This is a genomic window from Streptomyces sp. NBC_00094 (genome assembly GCF_026343125.1).
Lineage (GTDB): Bacteria > Actinomycetota > Actinomycetes > Streptomycetales > Streptomycetaceae > Streptomyces.
In genome coordinates, this window is sequence record NZ_JAPEMB010000001.1 from 4,653,201 (window position 1) to 4,669,899 (window position 16,699).

Consider the following 16,699-nt stretch of genomic DNA (forward strand, 5'->3'; position numbering starts at 1 on the left):
CGCCCGCTGCCACGGCCGTCAGCCAGGCGTTCCAGTCGCTCTCGTAGTCCAGCGAGGTGAGGAAGGAGCGCGCGGCGGCCCAGTTGCCGGCGCGGTAGTGGTTGAGCACGGTGGTGACGTCGGCGGGGTGCTTCTCGATCATGTAGCGGGTGGCGAGGTAGCCCCAGTTGTACGTGCGGTTGGAGTCGCTGATGGCGTAGGTGGTGTCGAACAGCGTCTTCAGGGAGTACGTGTGCTTGCCGGCCTCGGCCACCGCGTTGGCGTAGGTGACGCCGCGGTAGGAGTAGGAGACGTACTCCGCGATGCCCTCGCCCCACCACACGGTCGGCGTGGTCTGGCTGGCGCCGAAGTCGCCGTACAGGTCGAAGCGGCCGTCGAGGTAGTGGGTGTACTCGTGGTTGAGGTTCCAGATCTGCCAGCCGGGGCTCACGTCGGTGCGCTCGTAACATATGAACCGCGGCTGGTTGCCCGCCTGGGAGGGGTCGCCCTCCAGGTACATGCCACCGTTGTTGGTGTCGATGCCGTAGATCTTCCTCGCGTAGGACTTGTAGTCCGCGCTCGAGTTGAAGACGTCGACCTCGAGCTTGGTGTTGTAGTCGTTCGCGACCGGTCCCGAGTCCTTGACCACGCTGTGGAAGTAGGCGTCCTGGTTGGCCAGGCTCGCGCAGGTCGCCGTCAGCTGGGCGGCGGTCATCTCCTGGGCCCGGATCCGCAGCGACGGGCTGCAGTCGTGGACGATCGGCAGGATGCGTGACTCCAGCCCGCCGCCGGCGGTCGCGCCGGGGGCGCCGCCCTTGGTGTTGCCGTGGGCCGGGCGCTGGCTCGGGTCCGCGGAGGCGGCCTGCTCCGACTTGAGTGTGGGCTGGGCGGCTTGGGCGGCTTGGAGGGGGGCGGCCGCGATGGCCGTGATCAGCAGGGCGGTGACGAAGGCGCGCAAAATTCACTCCTGGGGATGGGAGCAGACGTCCCGTCGATGACGGGCTCGCAGTAAAATTGCACACGTCACATTGCTTTTCAATACTGTTCACATGTCCGGGGTCTCGACGTTCCGGATCGTGATGCACGCGGCGGGGGCGGTACGAGGCCCGGACGGGGCGGCGCGAGGCCCGCAGGGGGCCGCACAACGGCGACGGCCCCCGCCCACGAAGGGGCGGAGGCCGTCGGTGCGCTGCTGCTCGGGTGCGGTCAGAACAGCAGGTTGTACCGCTGCCAGCCCGCGCCGACCTTCACGCGAGCGGCGTACGGCTTCGACGCGACGCCCGTGCCCGCGTAGAACCAGAGCGTGCCCGAGGAGTCCCGGGCCACCAGGTCCGCCTTGCGGTCGCCGTTCAGATCGCCCGGCGCCACCATCGAGTTGTACCCCTGCCAGCCGTAGCCGACCTGCGTACGGCCTCCGAGGGGCCTCGTCGCCGCACCCGTACCGGCGTACAGCCACTGCCTGCCCGCCGTGTCGCGGGCCACGAGGTCGGCCTTGCCGTCACCGGTCACGTCGGTGCCGCCGACCAGCGAGTTGTAGATGCCCCAGCCGGCGCCGAGCCGCACGCGATTGCCCAGGGGCGTCGTGGTGTTGCCCGTGCCCGGGTACATCCACAGCACGCCGGCGGTGTCCCGCGCGAGCAGGTCCGCCTTCTTGTCGCCGGTCAGGTCCGAGCCGCCGACGATCGCGTTGTAGATGTTCCAGCCGGCGCCGAGCCGCAGCCGGGTCTCGGTGTAGATGCCGCCGTCACCGGACATCCGGTAGAACCACAGCACACCGCTCCTGTCCCGCGCGACGGCGCCGGGACCGGTGCTCTGCACGGTCACCGGGCCGAGCCGGGTCACCGCCGAGTACTGGTTCCAGTCGAAGGAACCGCCGACCGGGTCCGCCGAGTTGAGCACCGGGGAGGCCTTGCCCGTGCCCCGGTAGTCCCACAGCCAGCCCTCCGCGTCGCGGCCCAGGAGCCGGTGGCGCTCGATGACCGGGACGGAGCTGCCGATCGCGAAGTCCGAGGCCTTCTCCGGGTTGCCCGTGCCGAAGGTGAACACCTCGTACGTCGCCAGGTTCCGCACCCGCCACGCGGGCGCGTTCGCCGCGGCGCTCAGCCCGTAGGTGACCGTGTAGTCACCGGGCTGCGTGACGTCGCAGTCGATGCCGCCGCCGCCCCAGCCGATGTAGCCGGTCGAGTGGTCGCACACGGCACCGGCGGCACCGCCCGTGTCGGCGCTGACGATGCTGACCTTCAGCTCGTTCTCGTCCCAGCCGCGGTAGCCGGGCGCCTCGCCCAGGGCCATCGTCAGCCGGCCCTTGTCGACCGCGTGCAGCTTCACGGTGTGCTTCACCGAGCCGCCGGCGGGCAGCGTCGGTGTCGACATCGTGAGGGTGTTCTGCGCGACGTGCGCCCTGGTCTTGACCGTGATCGTCGCGTGCGCGCGACGCGTACCGATGGGCTGCGAGGCGGCGGTCTGCGCCTCCTTGACGCCCGCGTCGATGCTGGCACCGCGCGGCACGTAGACCAGGCTGTAGTAGGCCGTCAGCCCGTTCACCGCGGTGCTCGTCGCCGAGATGTCGGGCGCCGGGTTGCCCCAGCCCCTCAGGTCGCACAGGTACACGCCGGCCAGCCCGGCCTTGAGGGTGCAGCCGTCCGCCCGGTCCACCTTCAGACCGGCCGGCAGACCGCCGGACCAGGTGCTGCCCGTGAGGAGCGGCTTCTTGCTCAGCGCGTAGACGTACGTGCCGTCCGGCTCCCCGCTGTTCTGCCCGGTGGTGCTCGGCGGGGCCAGCCCGGTCCAGCCCTCGCCGGGCATCAGGACCTTGTCCTCGACCGGGGAGAACTCGAACGTCGGATCCCCGGCCGCCACGGCCGTTCCGGCGCCCACGACCCCACCGGTGACGAGCAACGCGGCCGCTATGCCCGCGCCCAAAATCTTGCGCAAAATACCCCCACATGTTCGAACAGTCGGCGGACGCTAACACGCCCGCCGCCGTCCGCCGCAGGCGGGCGAGCCTCCTGCCCGCCCGCCTGCGGAACATCACCCCTTGCTGACCGCCGCCAGGATCTCCGGCAGTCGCCGCGCCGTGCGCGGGGCCGCCAGCTTGAGGCCCGCCCAGACGAGCAGCGCGCCGTAGGCCATACCCGCCGGGAAGAGGAGCCACAACAGGGACCCCTGGTCGGACAGGTGGAGGTAGACCGTCACGCCGATCAGCGGGGCGCACAGCAGCGCGGAGCCGAACATGCCGCCGAGGATCGACATCCAGGCCAGTCCGCCCTGACCCGGCGCCACGTTCTTGTAGCCGCTGTCCTGGGGGATCGAGTACGGGAAGAGCGCCGAGGCCACCGCGCCCGACCCCACCAGCGCGCCGAGCAGCCCGAAGGACAGGCCCAGCGCCTCCGGGAACGCCGACCAGTCGCCGAGGACGGCCGCCGTCGCCACCGTCACCAGCACCGCGAACGGGGCGGTGACGGCCAGCAGGGCCATGGCCCGCGCCCGGAGCTCGGCGTACGCGTCGGCCGGCGTCGAGATGGTCTGCGCGACCATCCAGAACGCCGAGGTGTCCTGGCCGAACTGGTTGTACATCTGGACACCGAGCATGCCCGAGGCGAAGCACGCCCAGTAGATCGTGCCCGTGCCCTGGAAGGCGTTGAACAGCGGCACGATCAGACCCATGGCCAGCGAGGTCACCCACGCCGCCTTCGTCTTCGGGTCGCGCCAGATGTAGCGCAGGCTGCGCTCCATGACCGCGCCCGCGCGCCCGCCCGGCAGGAGCCGGCCGAGCAGCCCCGTACCACCCGACTTCTCCCGTACGTCCGCGCCGGAGGACGCGCCGATCGTGGAGCCGTCCGGTTCGACCATCAGCCGCACCAGGCTCCGCTGCCACCAGTGCACGAGCCCTGCCAGCGCCGCCGCCGTGAGCAGCAGCCGGGCCGCCGCCACCGCGTGGTCGCCGTTGCTCGCCGCGTCGACCGCGCCGATCGCGGCGGCCGGCGGCAGCCAGCCGATGACGGTCGCCGCCGGTTCGAGCGGGCCGAGGCCGCCGGCCTGGCCGAGGCGCTGGGCACCGAAGTTGACCAGCTGCATGCCGACCGCGATCACCAGACCGCTGAGCAGCGCCAGGTCCCGGCCCTTGCGGGAGGTCAGGAGCCGGATGTTGGCGGCGGCCACCGCCCGGGACAGCGCCACGCAGCCGACCGTGACGAGCGGGACCGCGAGGACGGCGACGACCACGCCGGAGGGGCCGTGCGCGACCGACAGGGCCGCGCCGAACGCCAGGAAGAGGGTGATGACCGGCCCGACGCCCACCAGGGACGCCACGAGCAGGGCCCGGACCAGCGGCCGGGGCCGCAGCGGCAGCATCACGAGCCGCGACGGGTCGAGGGTCTCGTCACCGCTCGGCACGAACAGCGGCATCACCGTCCAGGAGAGCGCGAGGGCGCCGATGAGGAGGACCGCGACCGTGTCGGCGTCCGCGCTGCCCCGCAGGAGGACGAAGGACAGCACTATCGCCGCGGCGAAGAGGAGACCGAAGACGATCGAGACGATGTACGCGGCGGTCCGCCCGCCCGACTGCCGCAGCCCGTTCCTCAGCAGCGACAGCTTGAGCCGTACGAAGACCGAGGTGAGCGACGGCACGGGAGGGGTGGGGGAGGTGGAGGAGGGAGGGGAGGGGGGAGAGGTGAGCGTGGCCATCACTTCGCTCCACCCACGGAGCCCGAACCCGAACCCGAACCCGCACCTGAACCGGAGCCCGAACCCGAGCCCGCCCCGCCGCCCAGCCAGTCCAGGGACTCCCCGGCCGCCTCGCGGCCGTTCGCCCCGACCAGCTCCAGGAACGCCGCCTGCAGCGAGGGCCTGTCGCCGCGGACCTCCGCGAGCGGACCCTGCGCGCGGATCCGGCCCGCCGCCATCACGGCGACCCAGTCGCAGAGCGACTCCACCAGCTCCATGACGTGGCTGGAGAAGACGACGGTCGCGCCGGACGCCGTGTATCGCTCCAGGACCCCGCGGATGGTCTGCGCGGAGACCGGGTCGACGCCCTCGAACGGCTCGTCGAGGAAGAGCACTTCGGGGTTGTGGAGGAGGGCGGCGGCGAGGCCGATCTTCTTCCGCATGCCGGTCGAGTAGTCGACGACCAGCTTGTTCTGCGAGCCGGTCAGGTCGAGTACGTCGAGGAGCTGCGCGGCCCGCTTGTCGACCTCGGCACCGGGCAGCCCCCGCAACCGCCCGCTGTAGGCGAGGAGTTCCCGGCCCGAGAGCCGCTCGAAGAGCCGCAGTCCCTCCGGCAGGATCCCGATCCGCGCCTTGACCTCGGCGACCGACTCCGGGTTCGCCCAGACGTCGTGGCCGGCGACCAGGATCCGTCCCTGGTCGGGCCGGAGCAGGCCGGTGATCATGGAGAGCGTGGTGGTCTTGCCCGCCCCGTTGGGCCCCACGAGCCCGATGAACTTCCCCGCGGGCAGGACGAGATCGATCCCGTTCACCGCGATCTGCTGCCCGAAGCGCTTCCACAGCCCCTCGACACGCACAGCGGGCACCGCACCGGTATCCGGTGCGGTGCCCGCTGTGGCGCCCGCCTGCTCGAAAACTTCGTCAAATGCCTGGTCAGGCATGGTCCGTCAACCCTTCGGTTGTCCCCGATTTTCTACGGGGACCACCATACGGGTGAGGCCTGACCCGGCCCCGGGATCACTGAGCCCGGCTCCGTGCCTCCGCGGCCTCCCGCCCGCACGCGTACGCGAGGGCGCTGATCAGCTCCTCCGCGTCCGGCAGCCAGCGGTTCGCCGGGGTGGGGCGCCGTGCCCACTGCACCGCGCCGACGCCGCCGATCCGGGTGGGCGGGGCCGCCACGTAGTGGCCCTCGCCGCGTGTGACGAGGTCGATGGCCGCCGGGACCCAGCCCAACTTCCGTACGAGATCGGGCACCTTGGTGGCGGCACCCGGCAGGACGAAGAAGAACATCCGGCGGTCCGGGGTGCAGGTCACGGGGCCGAGCGTCAGCTCCATGCGCTCCATGCGGGCGAGCGCCAGGAACCCGGCCGACTCCGGCACCTCGATCGCGTCGAAGGTGCGGCCGGTCGGCAGCAGGATCGACGCCTTCGGCGTCTTCGACCACATGCGCCGCGCCCCGACGCCGCTCCCGGTGGCCTGGGTCGACCAGTCGGGTTTGACCGCGTGCGCGCCGGGGACGGCGCACTCCGCGCCGCAGGAGCAGCGCTCCCTGCCCTCGACGGCCTCAAGCCAGGTCCCGGGGAACACGTCCCAGTGCCGCTCTTCCGCGTACCGCACGGCGCTGTCCAGCAGCTGCTCGCCTCGCTGCTGGGGGATCTGTGCGGCTTCCGTGACTCCGATGGTCTCTTCCACGGTGAACACAACTCCCCCCGCCACCTGGGGTTACGGGCGCGGAGGGGAGCGGTGTGACGCATCGATCCTGCACGTGGGGCGCACGGGTGCACCGGCGGGGGCGCGCGGGGGGCCGGGGAGCGGGGATGGGTACGGACAGATGGGGGCGCCGGCGGCAGCGTCGCGGCCGACGTGTCCGGTGTCGACTGTGCGCGCCGCGTATGCCACCGGCCTGTCCGGTTTCGCGTGTTCACATCGGCATTGACCGGATATCCACCGGGCAGTGATCACTTCTCGTGATCACCGCACCCGTGATCACCGCTCTGCCTCAGGGGGTTACTCATGGCAGCCAGGCCACTTGTCGCGCGCCAGCCGAACGAACGGCTCCAGGTACTCATCCAGGAGGCGGCCTGCTCGCACGCCGGCCTCGCCCGCAGGGTCAACATGGTCGGCGCGGAGCGCGGACTCGACCTGCGGTACGACAAGACGTCGGTGGCGCGCTGGCTGCGCGGGCAGCAGCCGCGCGGCCGGGCGCCCGGCATCATCGCGGAGGCGCTGGGCCGCAAGCTCGGCCGTACGGTCACGATCGACGAGATCGGCATGGCCAACGGCCGGAACCTCGCCGCCGGCGTGGGCCTGCAGTTCGCGCCGACCGTGCTCGGGGCGATCGAGCAGGTCTGCGAGCTGTGGCGCAGCGACGTGGGGCGGCGGGACTTCCTGACCGGCTCCACGGTGGCGGCCTCCGCGCTCGTCGAGCCCAGCAGGGACTGGCTGATCACCGGTCCCGACGCGCACGTGGCGCGGCTCGCGGGCGCGCGCGTGGGGGTCGCGGACGTGGCGGCGGTACGGGAGATGACGGCCGCGCTGGTCGACCTCGACCGGCGGTTCGGCAGCGGTCACGTGCGGCCGGTGGTCGTGCACTACCTCAACAGTGTGGTGTCGGGGATGCTCTCGGGCTCGTACCGGGAGGGCGTGGGGCGGCAGCTCTTCGCGGCGGCCGCGCGGCTCACCGAACTCGCCGGGTACATGGCGGTCGACACGGGCGAGCCGAGTCTCGCGCAGCGGTACTACATCCAGGCGCTGCGGCTTGCGCAGGCGGCGGGGGACCGGGGGTACGGCGGGTACGTCCTCGCCGCGTCGATGAGTCACCTCGCCGCGCAGCTGGGGAACCCACGGGAGATCGCCCAGTTGGCGCGGGCGGCGCAGGAGGGGGCGCGGGGGAAGGTGCCGCCACGGGCGGAGGCGATGTTCCTGGCGGCCGAGGCGCGCGGGCACGCGCTGCTCGGGGACGTCAGCGCCTTCGAGACGGCCGCGGGCCGGGCCGTACGGGCGCTCGACCGGGCCGATCCGGAGGCGGGTGACGACCCGGGGTGGATCGCGCACTTCGACCACGCCTATCTCGCGGACGAGCTGGCGCACTGTCATCGGGACCTGGGGCAGGCGGAGGCGGCGGCGCGGGCGGCGCGGGAGGCGGTCGCGGGGCATCCGGAGACGCGGGCGCGGCGCCGGGCGATCGGGCTCGCCCTGCTGGCCTCGGCGCAGGTGCAGCAGCGGGAGGTGGAGCTGGCCTGCCGGACGGGGACGCGGGCGCTCGAACTCCTGGGCACGCTGCGGTCGTCGCGGGGCGCGGAGTACCTGGACGATCTGCGGGAGCGCCTGGAGCCGTACGCGGGGGAGGCGGTGGTGCGGGAGTTCGGTGCGCGGATGGACCTGTCGGCGGCGTAGGCCTGTCCGGTCGGTCGGGGTCGGGGCCGCGGTGTGACCGGCCGGTCGGGCCCGGTTCCGTAGCGAGGTTGTGTAATCGGGCTCACACGTGTGTGCGGAGCCCTGGGCGTACCCGGTAGCGTGAGCCGACGATTCCGTAGGTCCATCAGTAGGAGTCCCGGTGACGCAGAACGGACAGGGTCCGGAGCCGCAGTACCCGGCGGCGCCCCCCGCGCACGACGGTGCCCACGGGGGAGCTCAGCCGTGGGGTGGCGCCTGGGGCCCCGCCGGTGGCCAGCCGGGCGGGCAGCCGCTGCCGCCCGCGCAGCCGCTGCCTCCGGAGGCAGCGCCGGGCGCCGCCGACATGCAGTCCACGCAGTACCTCGCGCCGGTCCCGCCGCAGCAGGGCATGCCGCAGCAGTTCCCGCCGCAGGGCCCGCCGCCGCAGATACCGCAGCAGTTCCCGCCGCAGCCCGGGTACGGCTACCCGGGCCCGGGCGGCGCCGCCGACATGCAGGCGACCCAGCACATCGCGCCGGTCCCGGGCGCGATGCCGCCGGTGCAGGCCCCGCAGCCCGGCTACGGCTACCCGCCGCAGGGCGCCCCGGCCTCCGGGGACATGCAGGCCACGCAGCACATCGCCGCCGTGCCGCCGCACCCCGGCGCGGGCTCCGACACCCGGTTCCTCGGGACGGCGCCGCTTCCGCAGCAGGGGCCCGGGCAGGCCTCGGGCGCCTCCGACGCGACCCAGTACATCGCCCCCGTACCGGCGCAGATGCCCGGCGAGCGGCAGCCGCCCGCCGAGTTCGACAACCTGTTCCGTACGGAGGCGCCGCAGGCCCCCCAGGCCCCGCAGACGCAGGCCTATCAGGCGCACCCCGCCCCGCCCGCGTACCAGCAGCAGCACCAGGCGCCCCCGCAGCAGGGGTACCAGCCGCCGCAGCCGCCGCAGCCGTACGCGTACCAGGACGCCTACTACGACGACGAGCCCGAGCCGCCGCGCCGCAAGTCGCCGGTCGCGCTGATCGCCGCCGTCGTCGTCGGCTGCGCGGTCGTCGGCCTCGGGGCCGGGATGCTGCTCAGCGGCGGGGACGAGGAGAAGGATCCGAAGACGGGCGGCCAGAACGTGGCGGCGAGCTCTGCCGCGCCCTCCGTCACCACCGAGGCGCCCACGGAGAAGCCGGTGGATCCGGCGGAGCCGCAGGCCAAGGAGCTGGACAAGCTCCTCGCGACCAGCAACAACAGCCGTGACACGGTGATCAGCTCGGTCGAGCTGATCAAGCAGTGCAAGAACCTCGACCAGGCGGCGACGGACCTGCGGGGCGCCGCCGACCAGCGCCGGGGCCTGGTGACCAAGCTCCAGACGCTCAAGGTGGACAAGCTTCCGAACAGCCCCGCGCTGACGGCCGCGCTGACGAAGGCCTGGCAGGCCTCGGCCTCGGCCGACGACCACTACGCGGCCTGGGCCGACCAGATGAAGGCCAAGAAGGCCTGCAAGGACGGCAAGGCGAAGACGACCAACCACCTCACCGAGGCGAGCAAGAAGAGCAGCGAGGCCAGCACCGCCAAGCGTCAGGCGGCCGGGTTGTGGAACCCGACCGCCACGAAGTACGGACTGGAGAAGCGGACGCCCACCCAGCTCTAGGGCCTGTCGTCAAAGTCCCGCCTGGGACGCGGCGCCTGGCCCCAGGGCAGGCGCCCCGGTGGTCACGGGGCGCTGAGGACCGTCTCGCCGACGTCGACGAAGCCGGGCTTCTGCGCCACGAGCCGCCCCTCGCGGACCACCTGGAAGGTCACCTCGCGGTTGACGATCCGGGGGTAGCCGGGGGCGCCGAGCAGGTCCTCGTACTTCCAGCGCAGGGCGGGCGTCAGGCCGCCGGTGTCGATGCGGGCGCCCCGGTCGAGGGCCTGGGTGATCTTCTCGGAGCTGATCCGGTCGCTGTCGAGGGACTCGACGACCGCCTTGAGGACCGTGTAGGCGATCCAGGTGGTCTGGACGCCCGCGTCGGCCGGGTCGACCCGGTTGTCGGCGAAGGCGTGCTCCTTGATGACCTTGCGCATCGGGTCCCAGCTCTTGTCGTCGGCCTCCGGGTACCAGCCGGTGACGTAGGCGCCCTCGAAGGGGCTGTGGGCGCCGCCGGTGCGGTCGATGACGGGTTGGCCGACGCTGCCGAGGACCGAGGAGATGCGGACGGCGTCGTTCTTGCGGTCGTCGGAGCCGCCCTTGTCCGTGCCCTTCGCGTCGTCCTTCGGGAGGCGCCGGAAGGAGTCGAAGAAGGTCTGGGTGCGCTCGCCGAGGACGGCGGTGACGCAGCCGTCCTCGTCGCCCGCCTTGTCGCGGGCCCGGCCGGCCTGCTCGGTGTACTCGGCGGCGTCCTCGACCGCCGGGATGTCGATCGCGCTGCGGTGGCTCGCCTTGCGCAGGCCGGAGTTGAGGAGGTCGGGGAGCCGGTCGCCGTCGACGGTGTCGGGCCGGACGAGGGAGACCTTGCGGCAGGACTCGGCGAGCTGCATGCCGTGTCCGGCGATGAGGGAGGCCTGGCCGCCGTTGACGGGGTAGGAGAGCGAGCTGTTGAACTCGTCCTCCGAGATGCCGTAGCCGCCGATGTACGGGATGCCGGCGGCTTCGAGCGGGGCGAGGAAGGCGCCGCCGTGCTGGCTGTACGAGCCGACGACGGCGACGGCGTCCTCGCGGACCGCCCGGCGGGCGCAGGCGGCGGCGCCCGCGGGGGTGTTCTGTTCGTTGCAGGTGAGGACGCGGAGTTCGTGGCCGTCGATGCCGCCCTGGGAGTTGACCCAGCGGGCATAGGCCTGCGCCATTGCAGGCATTCCGGGCATGTTGGTCGCTCGGGTCTGGTCGGGAGCCCACGTCATCACCGTGATGTGCTCCCTGGAGCCCCCCGTGGCCCCAGGGAGCACGCCGCACCCGGTGAGAAGCGACGCTCCGGCCGCGGTGGTCGTGACGTACGCGAGGAGTGAGGTCAGTCGCCTACCGGTCATGAACATGCACGTTTCCGCCTCATGGGTAACGCGGGAGTGAGCGCGGTTCAACGAAGGGTGACGTGAAGGTGAATTACCGGGGCTGGGCGGCGATGAGGAGGGGGCGGGTCCGCTTATGGGGCAAGGGAACGTACGATCGAAACGTGTCCAGTCCAGTCTCCGGTTCGGTGAACTCTTCCCGTCGTGGCCGTCGCTCCTCCACCATGGGCGGCATGCCGCTCAACGACTTGCCCTGGTGGCGCTGGCGCATCAACGTGCGCTCGGCGCTGCACATGCTCTCCGACCCGACGTTCCACGAGACGACCTGGCTGGCCGGCCAGGAGGGGTACGGCGACGTCACCGACGCCGTCTACCGCCTCGTCGAGGACACCTGGCTCGACAACTGGTCCGCCGAGAAGTACGTGGGCGCGGTCTTCCGCGACAGCGGTGAGGCCGCCCTCGTCGACGCCGCCGTGCTCCGCGTGCTGCGGATCATGCACCAGGTGGGCCCGGACGCGCCCGTCTCCGCGTACCTGGAGCACCAGGGCTGGCCCGAGGCCGTACGGGCCGCCCGCGAGGCACACGTACGGATGGCGCACGCCGACGGGGAGGACCCCGACACGCCCCCGCGCTCCCTCGACGTGCTCCGTATCATGACCCGGTCCTGAGCCGTTCCGCCTGCCGGACGGTGGACCTTCCGGGACCCCGGGTTGTGGCAGGCTGACGGGATGACCGACCAGTACGTCCTCACCCTCTCGTGCCCGGACAAGCAGGGCATCGTGCACGCCGTGTCGAGCTACCTGTTCATCACCGGGTGCAACATCGAGGACAGCCAGCAGTTCGGAGACCGGGACACGGGTCTCTTCTTCATGCGGGTCCACTTCTCGGCCGAGGCCCCGGTGAACGTGGAGAAGCTGCGGGCGAGCTTCACGGCGGTCGGTGACTCCTTCGGGATGGACTGGCAGATCAACCGCGCCGACCAGCCCATGCGGGTCGTGCTCATGGTCTCCAAGTTCGGGCACTGCCTGAACGACCTGCTGTTCCGCTCGCGGATCGGCGCGCTGCCGGTGGAGATCGTCGCCGTCGTCTCCAACCACACCGACTTCACCGAGCTCGTCGGCTCCTACGGCATCCCCTTCCGGCACATCCCGGTGACGAAGGAGAACAAGGCGGAGGCCGAGGCGGAGCTCCTCGACCTGGTCCGCGAGCAGAACGTCGAGCTGGTCGTCCTCGCCCGCTACATGCAGGTCCTCTCCGACGACCTGTGCAAGCAGCTCTCCGGCCGGATCATCAACATCCACCACTCCTTCCTGCCGAGCTTCAAGGGCGCCAAGCCCTACCACCAGGCGCACACGCGCGGTGTGAAGCTGATCGGCGCGACCGCGCACTACGTGACCGCGGACCTCGACGAGGGCCCGATCATCGAGCAGGAGGTCGAGCGCGTCGGCCACGAGGTGACCCCGGACCAGCTGGTCGCCGTGGGCCGCGACGTGGAGTGCCAGGCGCTGGCCCGCGCGGTGAAGTGGCACGCGGAACGCCGCATCCTCCTGAACGGCCGCCGCACGGTCGTCTTCGCGTAGCCCCTGGAGCCTTACAGGCGGCTCAGGGACGCGGCGGCCGAGAGGACGTCGCGGATGGCCTCGCGGTCGCCGTCCTGGCCCGCCGCGGCCTCCTCCGGGGAGATGTGGCCGGCCACCAGCTGGCAGAACTCCACCCCGTCCATCGCCACCTGCGCCACGGCCTGCTCCGGGGAGCCGATCGCCGCCGGGGAGTCCAGCGCGATGTACCAGTGGCCGCCGCCCGCGCCCTCGACCTCCAGATGGAGCGAACGGCCGGGCGAGCCCGCCGTGACGAGGTGGCGGGCCGGGGCGGCGAGACCGCTGCGGCGGCGTCCGGCCAGCGCCGCCGGGAGCAGCCGGGCCGCCAGGTCGATCATGCCGTGCAGATGCGCGCCGCTCGGCGGGGCGTACGGGTACGCCACCGCGTTCGCGATGTCGTCCGCGTGCAGCCAGCACTCGAACGCCCGCTCAAGGAGCGAGTCCCGCAGCGGCAGCGCGAAGTCCTTGTAGGTGACCGTGAGGTCGGCCACGCCACGCCCCGCGAACGAGACCGTGCGGATCAGGGTGTGCGTCTGGTCCCGCCAGGGCCCGCGCAGCGCGCGGTTCGGCGGCCGTCCGAGCGCCGACCAGAACGCCTCGGTCCGCTCCGACGGCGACATCTCGGGCACGCCGGTGCCCAGCGGGTCCTTCAGCCCGAGCGCGCCGGAGACCAGGCCGTCCACCGCCAGCAGGTGCCCGATGACCCCGGCGACGGTGGTCTTGCGCCGCACCACGTGGTCGTCCTCGTACCACTTGAGCCGCACGGGCGCGTGCCACTCCGACTCGCCGATGTCCCGCAGCAGCGCGTCGAGCCGGGCGGTCTCGGCGTCGTACGGGGTGACCCACTCGGGCACCGGTACGCGGGCGGGGCGCCGGCCCAGGCAGTTCTCCAGGACGCGGGAACGCAGCAGCGGGTCCAGGTCGAGGTCGCGGTCCTCGTGGAGCAGCGCGACGGCGTCCCGCAGCCGCAGGGCCTCGTCGGCGCAGGGGGCGCACTCGGTGAGGTGGTCCTCGACGGCCTTGGTCTCCCCGGCGGAGCACGCGGAAAGCGCCCAGGCCCCGAGGAGGGACTTGAGCACGCGGTGGGTGAGCTGGGGGACGTCCGGGGTGTCCGGGGCGAGGTCCGGGACGTCCGGGGTGTCCGGGGCGAGGTCCGGGACGTGAGGCGCGTCCGGGACGAGGTCCGGGACATGAAGCGCGTCCGGTGCGTCCGGCTCGGCGGGTTCCGTGTCGGTCTCCGCCGCCCCCGGCGCCACCGGGTACGCCGTCAGGTCCGCGTGGTCGTCCGCCGACCGGCGCGGTCCCGGTATCCACGGGGCGCGTGCGACGTCGTCCGCGTCGCCGTTCGCCCCGGTCACAGCGTGCGTCCGTAGCCGGGCGGCGAGGAGCCCTCCAGGGGGCGGGTGTTGGCCGAGGAGAGCAGCTGCAGCCCGAGCCGGAGGCGGCGCCGGGCCTCGTCCTCGGTGACCCCGAGGTCGGCGGCGGTCTGGCGGTAGTCGCGCCGCTGGAAGTAGGCCAGTTCGAGCGCGGCCCGCAGCGGGGCCGGCATCGAGGTCACGATGTAGTCCGCGCGGGCCGCGACGGAGGCCCGCCGCACCTTCTGCTCCAGCTCCTCGACGGAGCCCTGCCCGGTCTCCGCGTACGCCGTCGCCTCCGCCTGGCGCAGCCGGTACACGGCCTGTCGCTGCGTCAGGCGGGCGACCCACGAGCGCATGTTGCCCTGCTTGGGGTCGTAGTCGTCGGGGTTCTCCCAGATGTAGCCGAAGACCTCTCGGGTGATCTGGTCGGCCGCGGCGTCGTCGTCCAGGACCCGGTGGGCGAGGCTGTGCACGAGCGAGGCGAACCGGTCGTAGAGCTCGCCGAGCGCGGCGGCCTCTCCGCGCGCGAGCCGCTGCTGCATCTTGCGGTCCCAACGCGGTGGTGTCTCCATCGCCATGCGAATCCTCCGTCCCCTGCCGGTCCCCGGGCCCTTCCCGCCTTCTCCAAAGTAATGCGCCGCCTCGACGGCGCACGCCTGTTTGCCGCAAGTACGCCCTTTACCCGGGCTCGGATGGTAAGGAACGCGTCATCCCTCGGCCCGGGGGTTTCGACCCGACGTGTCGGGGCAGGCGGCGTCCGTGACGACGATCGAGGTCGACGAGGACGAGCACGGCCCCTGGACGGTACTGCGTGTCCGGGGGGAACTGGACCTGGTCACCTCCCCCGGGATACGCCGCCGCGTCCACGACGCCGTCGCGGGCGGCCGCCACGACCTGGTGATGGACCTGTCCGCGGTGCGGTTCTGCGACTCCAGCGGCGTCGGCGTCCTGATCGCCGCCCGCCGCCTCCTCCGCTCCTGCGGGGGCCGCCTCCGCCTGATCCTCCCGGGGGACGAGGGCGGCGACGGCCACGTCGACCGGGTCCTCTCCGCGCTCGGCGTCCGGCGTCTCTTCGACGTGTACGAGGACGTGCCGGCGGCGGTCAGCGGGCCGGGCCGAACCGTTCCCTGAGCTGGTACTTGAGCACCTTGCGCAGGGTCTCGTTGCGGGGGAGGGCGGCCACCACCTCCAGCTGCTCCGGGAGCTTGTGGACGGAGAGTCCCGCCTCGCGGAGGAAGCCGGTGACCGCGCCCAGGGTCAGCGGGGCGGCGCCCGGCGGCTGCTCGACGACCGCGCAGACGCGTTCGCCGCGCTCGGGGTCCGGGAGGCCTATGACGGCGGCGTCGCCGACGTCCGGGTGGCCGTGGAGGAGGTCCTCGATCTCCTTGGCCGAGATGTTCTCTCCCTTCCGGATGATGATGTCCTTGATCCGGCCCGTGAGGACGAGGTGGCCGCTCGGGGTCAGGTGCCCCACGTCCCCGGTGATGAGGAAGCCGTCCTCGTCGAAGGCGGCGGCGGTCTGGGCCGGGTCGAGGTAGCCCTGGCAGACGGCCTCGCCGCGGAGCCGGACCTCCCCGTCCCCGGTGCCGGTTCCGCCGCCCGTGCCGAGGCCGTCGCCGATGATCCGGATCTCCATGCCGGCGGGCGGACGGCCCTCGGTCGTGGCGAGGTTCTCCTCGGTGTCGTCGGGGTCGCCCATGGTGATCATCGGGACCTCGGTCATGCCGTACCCGTGCGTGAGCCGGCAGCCCAGCTCCTTCCGTACCGCGTGGTAGATCTCCGGCGGCTTCGGCGCCCCGCCGCCCGCGAGGAGCCGCAGGGTGGGGATGACCGGCTCGTCCGGCCGCTTGCGCTGCTCGGCGAGGAACATCGCGTAGAAGGCGGTGGAGCCGCCGGCGACGGTGACGCCGTGCGCGCGGTACTCGTCCAGCGCCTCGGGCAGCGCGAACTGTTCGAACATGACGGCGGGGAATCCGTACAGCAGGAGCATCACCGTGTAGTCGGGCCCGGCGATGTGCGCGTACGGGAAGGCCATCGAGCCGACGTCCTCGGCCGTCAGGCGCAGGGCGTGGGCGAGGCAGGAGCCGCCGGCCAGGAGTGAGCGGTCGGTGTGCAGGACGCCCTTGGGGTCGGAGGTCGTGCCGGAGGTCCAGTAGATCCAGCGGACGCCGGTGCCGGAGGCGGGCGGCGGCGGCAGGACCTCCGGGTCGCCGTCCGGGAGGGAGTCGTACGCCTCGAAGATCCCGCGCGCGCCGAGCCGCCGGGCCATCTCCGTGTGGTCGAAGCCGCGCCACACCCCGGGGACGGCGAAGTAGTCGGCCTTGGACTCGCGCAGCGCGAAGCCGACCTCCTTGTCCCGGTAGAAGGGGATCACGGGCGTCTGTACGGCTCCGATGCGGGCGAGCGCGAAGGAGAGCACCGCGGTCTCGATACGGGTGGGCAGCTGCCAGGCGACGACCGTGCCCGGTCGCACCCCCATCCCGTACAGCCCGGCGGCGCAGCGCTCGGCGCGCTCGCGCAGGCCGCCGAAGGTGAGGACGCGGTCGCCCTGGAGCAGGACGGGCCGGTCGGGGGTGAGGGCGGCGCGGCGTTCGACGAGCTCCCAGAGCGTGCGGGACTCGCCCAGGGCGTGCGCGGTCTGGTCCAGGGCCGTATCCATGACCGTACTCCTCTTGGCTGACGTTCCGTCAGATCGTGCGGAGAGCGTAGAGGTCCTGCGCTTGTCGGTCCAGGGGTGCGGGGCTA

The 16,699-nt window shown here is 72.5% G+C and carries 13 protein-coding genes and 1 pseudogene; 5 read left to right on the forward strand and 9 right to left on the reverse strand.

Annotated features, from left to right (window positions below; all coding sequences use genetic code 11):
- Position 1: 1 nt before the first annotated feature.
- The 5 genes and pseudogenes from OG580_RS20655 to OG580_RS20675 all read right to left on the reverse strand — a co-directional run.
- A pseudogene (locus OG580_RS20655) lies at positions 2–748 on the reverse strand (collagenase); the annotation flags it as partial.
- Between the two features lie 437 nt (positions 749–1,185).
- Positions 1,186–2,913 carry a VCBS repeat-containing protein gene (locus OG580_RS20660; protein WP_267045159.1) on the reverse strand — a complete coding sequence of 576 codons (1,728 nt, stop codon included), beginning with the start codon at positions 2,911–2,913 and terminating at the stop codon, positions 1,186–1,188.
- Between the two features lie 96 nt (positions 2,914–3,009).
- Positions 3,010–4,665, reverse strand: coding sequence for a transporter (locus tag OG580_RS20665; RefSeq protein ID WP_267045160.1), 1,656 nt, complete (start codon positions 4,663–4,665; stop codon positions 3,010–3,012).
- Positions 4,665–5,585 carry an ABC transporter ATP-binding protein gene (locus tag OG580_RS20670; RefSeq protein WP_267045161.1) on the reverse strand — a complete coding sequence of 307 codons (921 nt, stop codon included), beginning with the start codon at positions 5,583–5,585 and terminating at the stop codon, positions 4,665–4,667. The genes OG580_RS20665 and OG580_RS20670 overlap by 1 nt, the downstream gene beginning before the upstream one ends.
- Positions 5,586–5,661: 76 nt before the next feature.
- Positions 5,662–6,345 carry a bifunctional DNA primase/polymerase gene (locus OG580_RS20675; protein ID WP_267045162.1) on the reverse strand — a complete coding sequence of 228 codons (684 nt, stop codon included), beginning with the start codon at positions 6,343–6,345 and terminating at the stop codon, positions 5,662–5,664.
- 312 nt (positions 6,346–6,657) lie between these two features.
- Here OG580_RS20675 and OG580_RS20680 point away from each other — a divergent pair, with 312 nt between their 5' ends.
- Together OG580_RS20680 and OG580_RS20685 are read left to right on the forward strand one after the other, a co-directional pair.
- Positions 6,658–8,040, forward strand: coding sequence for a transcriptional regulator (locus OG580_RS20680; RefSeq protein WP_267045163.1), 1,383 nt, complete (start codon positions 6,658–6,660; stop codon positions 8,038–8,040).
- 160 nt (positions 8,041–8,200) lie between these two features.
- Positions 8,201–9,664 carry a hypothetical protein gene (locus OG580_RS20685; RefSeq protein ID WP_267045164.1) on the forward strand — a complete coding sequence of 488 codons (1,464 nt, stop codon included), beginning with the start codon at positions 8,201–8,203 and terminating at the stop codon, positions 9,662–9,664.
- Positions 9,665–9,726: 62 nt separating this feature from the next.
- On the opposite strand, the gene OG580_RS20690 is transcribed toward OG580_RS20685, so the two are convergent.
- The gene (locus tag OG580_RS20690) at positions 9,727–11,019 is read right to left on the reverse strand and encodes an ABC transporter substrate-binding protein (protein WP_267045165.1); all 1,293 of its coding nucleotides are present in this window, start codon (positions 11,017–11,019) and stop codon (positions 9,727–9,729) included.
- A 203-nt stretch (positions 11,020–11,222) separates the two neighbouring features.
- On the opposite strand from OG580_RS20690, the gene OG580_RS20695 reads away from it, so the two are divergent.
- Entirely contained in the window at positions 11,223–11,666 is a 444-nt protein-coding gene (locus OG580_RS20695; protein WP_267048065.1) for a hypothetical protein, read from the forward strand.
- A 60-nt stretch (positions 11,667–11,726) separates the two neighbouring features.
- On the forward strand, positions 11,727–12,578 hold the full coding sequence (gene purU / locus OG580_RS20700; protein ID WP_267045166.1) for a formyltetrahydrofolate deformylase: 852 nt from the start codon (positions 11,727–11,729) through the stop codon (positions 12,576–12,578).
- A gap of 11 nt (positions 12,579–12,589) precedes the next feature.
- Here purU and OG580_RS20705 read toward each other — a convergent pair whose 3' ends face one another.
- Together OG580_RS20705 and OG580_RS20710 are read right to left on the reverse strand one after the other, a co-directional pair.
- Complete coding sequence (locus OG580_RS20705) at positions 12,590–13,954, reverse strand: maleylpyruvate isomerase N-terminal domain-containing protein (protein ID WP_267045167.1); 1,365 nt, start codon at positions 13,952–13,954, stop codon at positions 12,590–12,592.
- Entirely contained in the window at positions 13,951–14,532 is a 582-nt protein-coding gene (locus OG580_RS20710) for a sigma-70 family RNA polymerase sigma factor (RefSeq protein WP_267045168.1), read from the reverse strand. Before OG580_RS20710 ends, OG580_RS20705 begins: the two co-directional genes overlap by 4 nt.
- Before the next feature lie 181 nt (positions 14,533–14,713).
- Between OG580_RS20710 and OG580_RS20715 the strand changes: the two genes are divergently transcribed.
- Positions 14,714–15,085, forward strand: coding sequence for an STAS domain-containing protein (locus OG580_RS20715; RefSeq protein WP_267045169.1), 372 nt, complete (start codon positions 14,714–14,716; stop codon positions 15,083–15,085).
- On the opposite strand, the gene OG580_RS20720 is transcribed toward OG580_RS20715, so the two are convergent.
- Positions 15,057–16,601: a class I adenylate-forming enzyme family protein gene (locus OG580_RS20720; RefSeq protein ID WP_267048066.1), complete on the reverse strand. Its 1,545-nt coding sequence runs from the start codon at positions 16,599–16,601 to the stop codon at positions 15,057–15,059. The genes OG580_RS20715 and OG580_RS20720 overlap by 29 nt on opposite strands.
- Between the last annotated feature and the right edge of the window lie 98 nt (positions 16,602–16,699).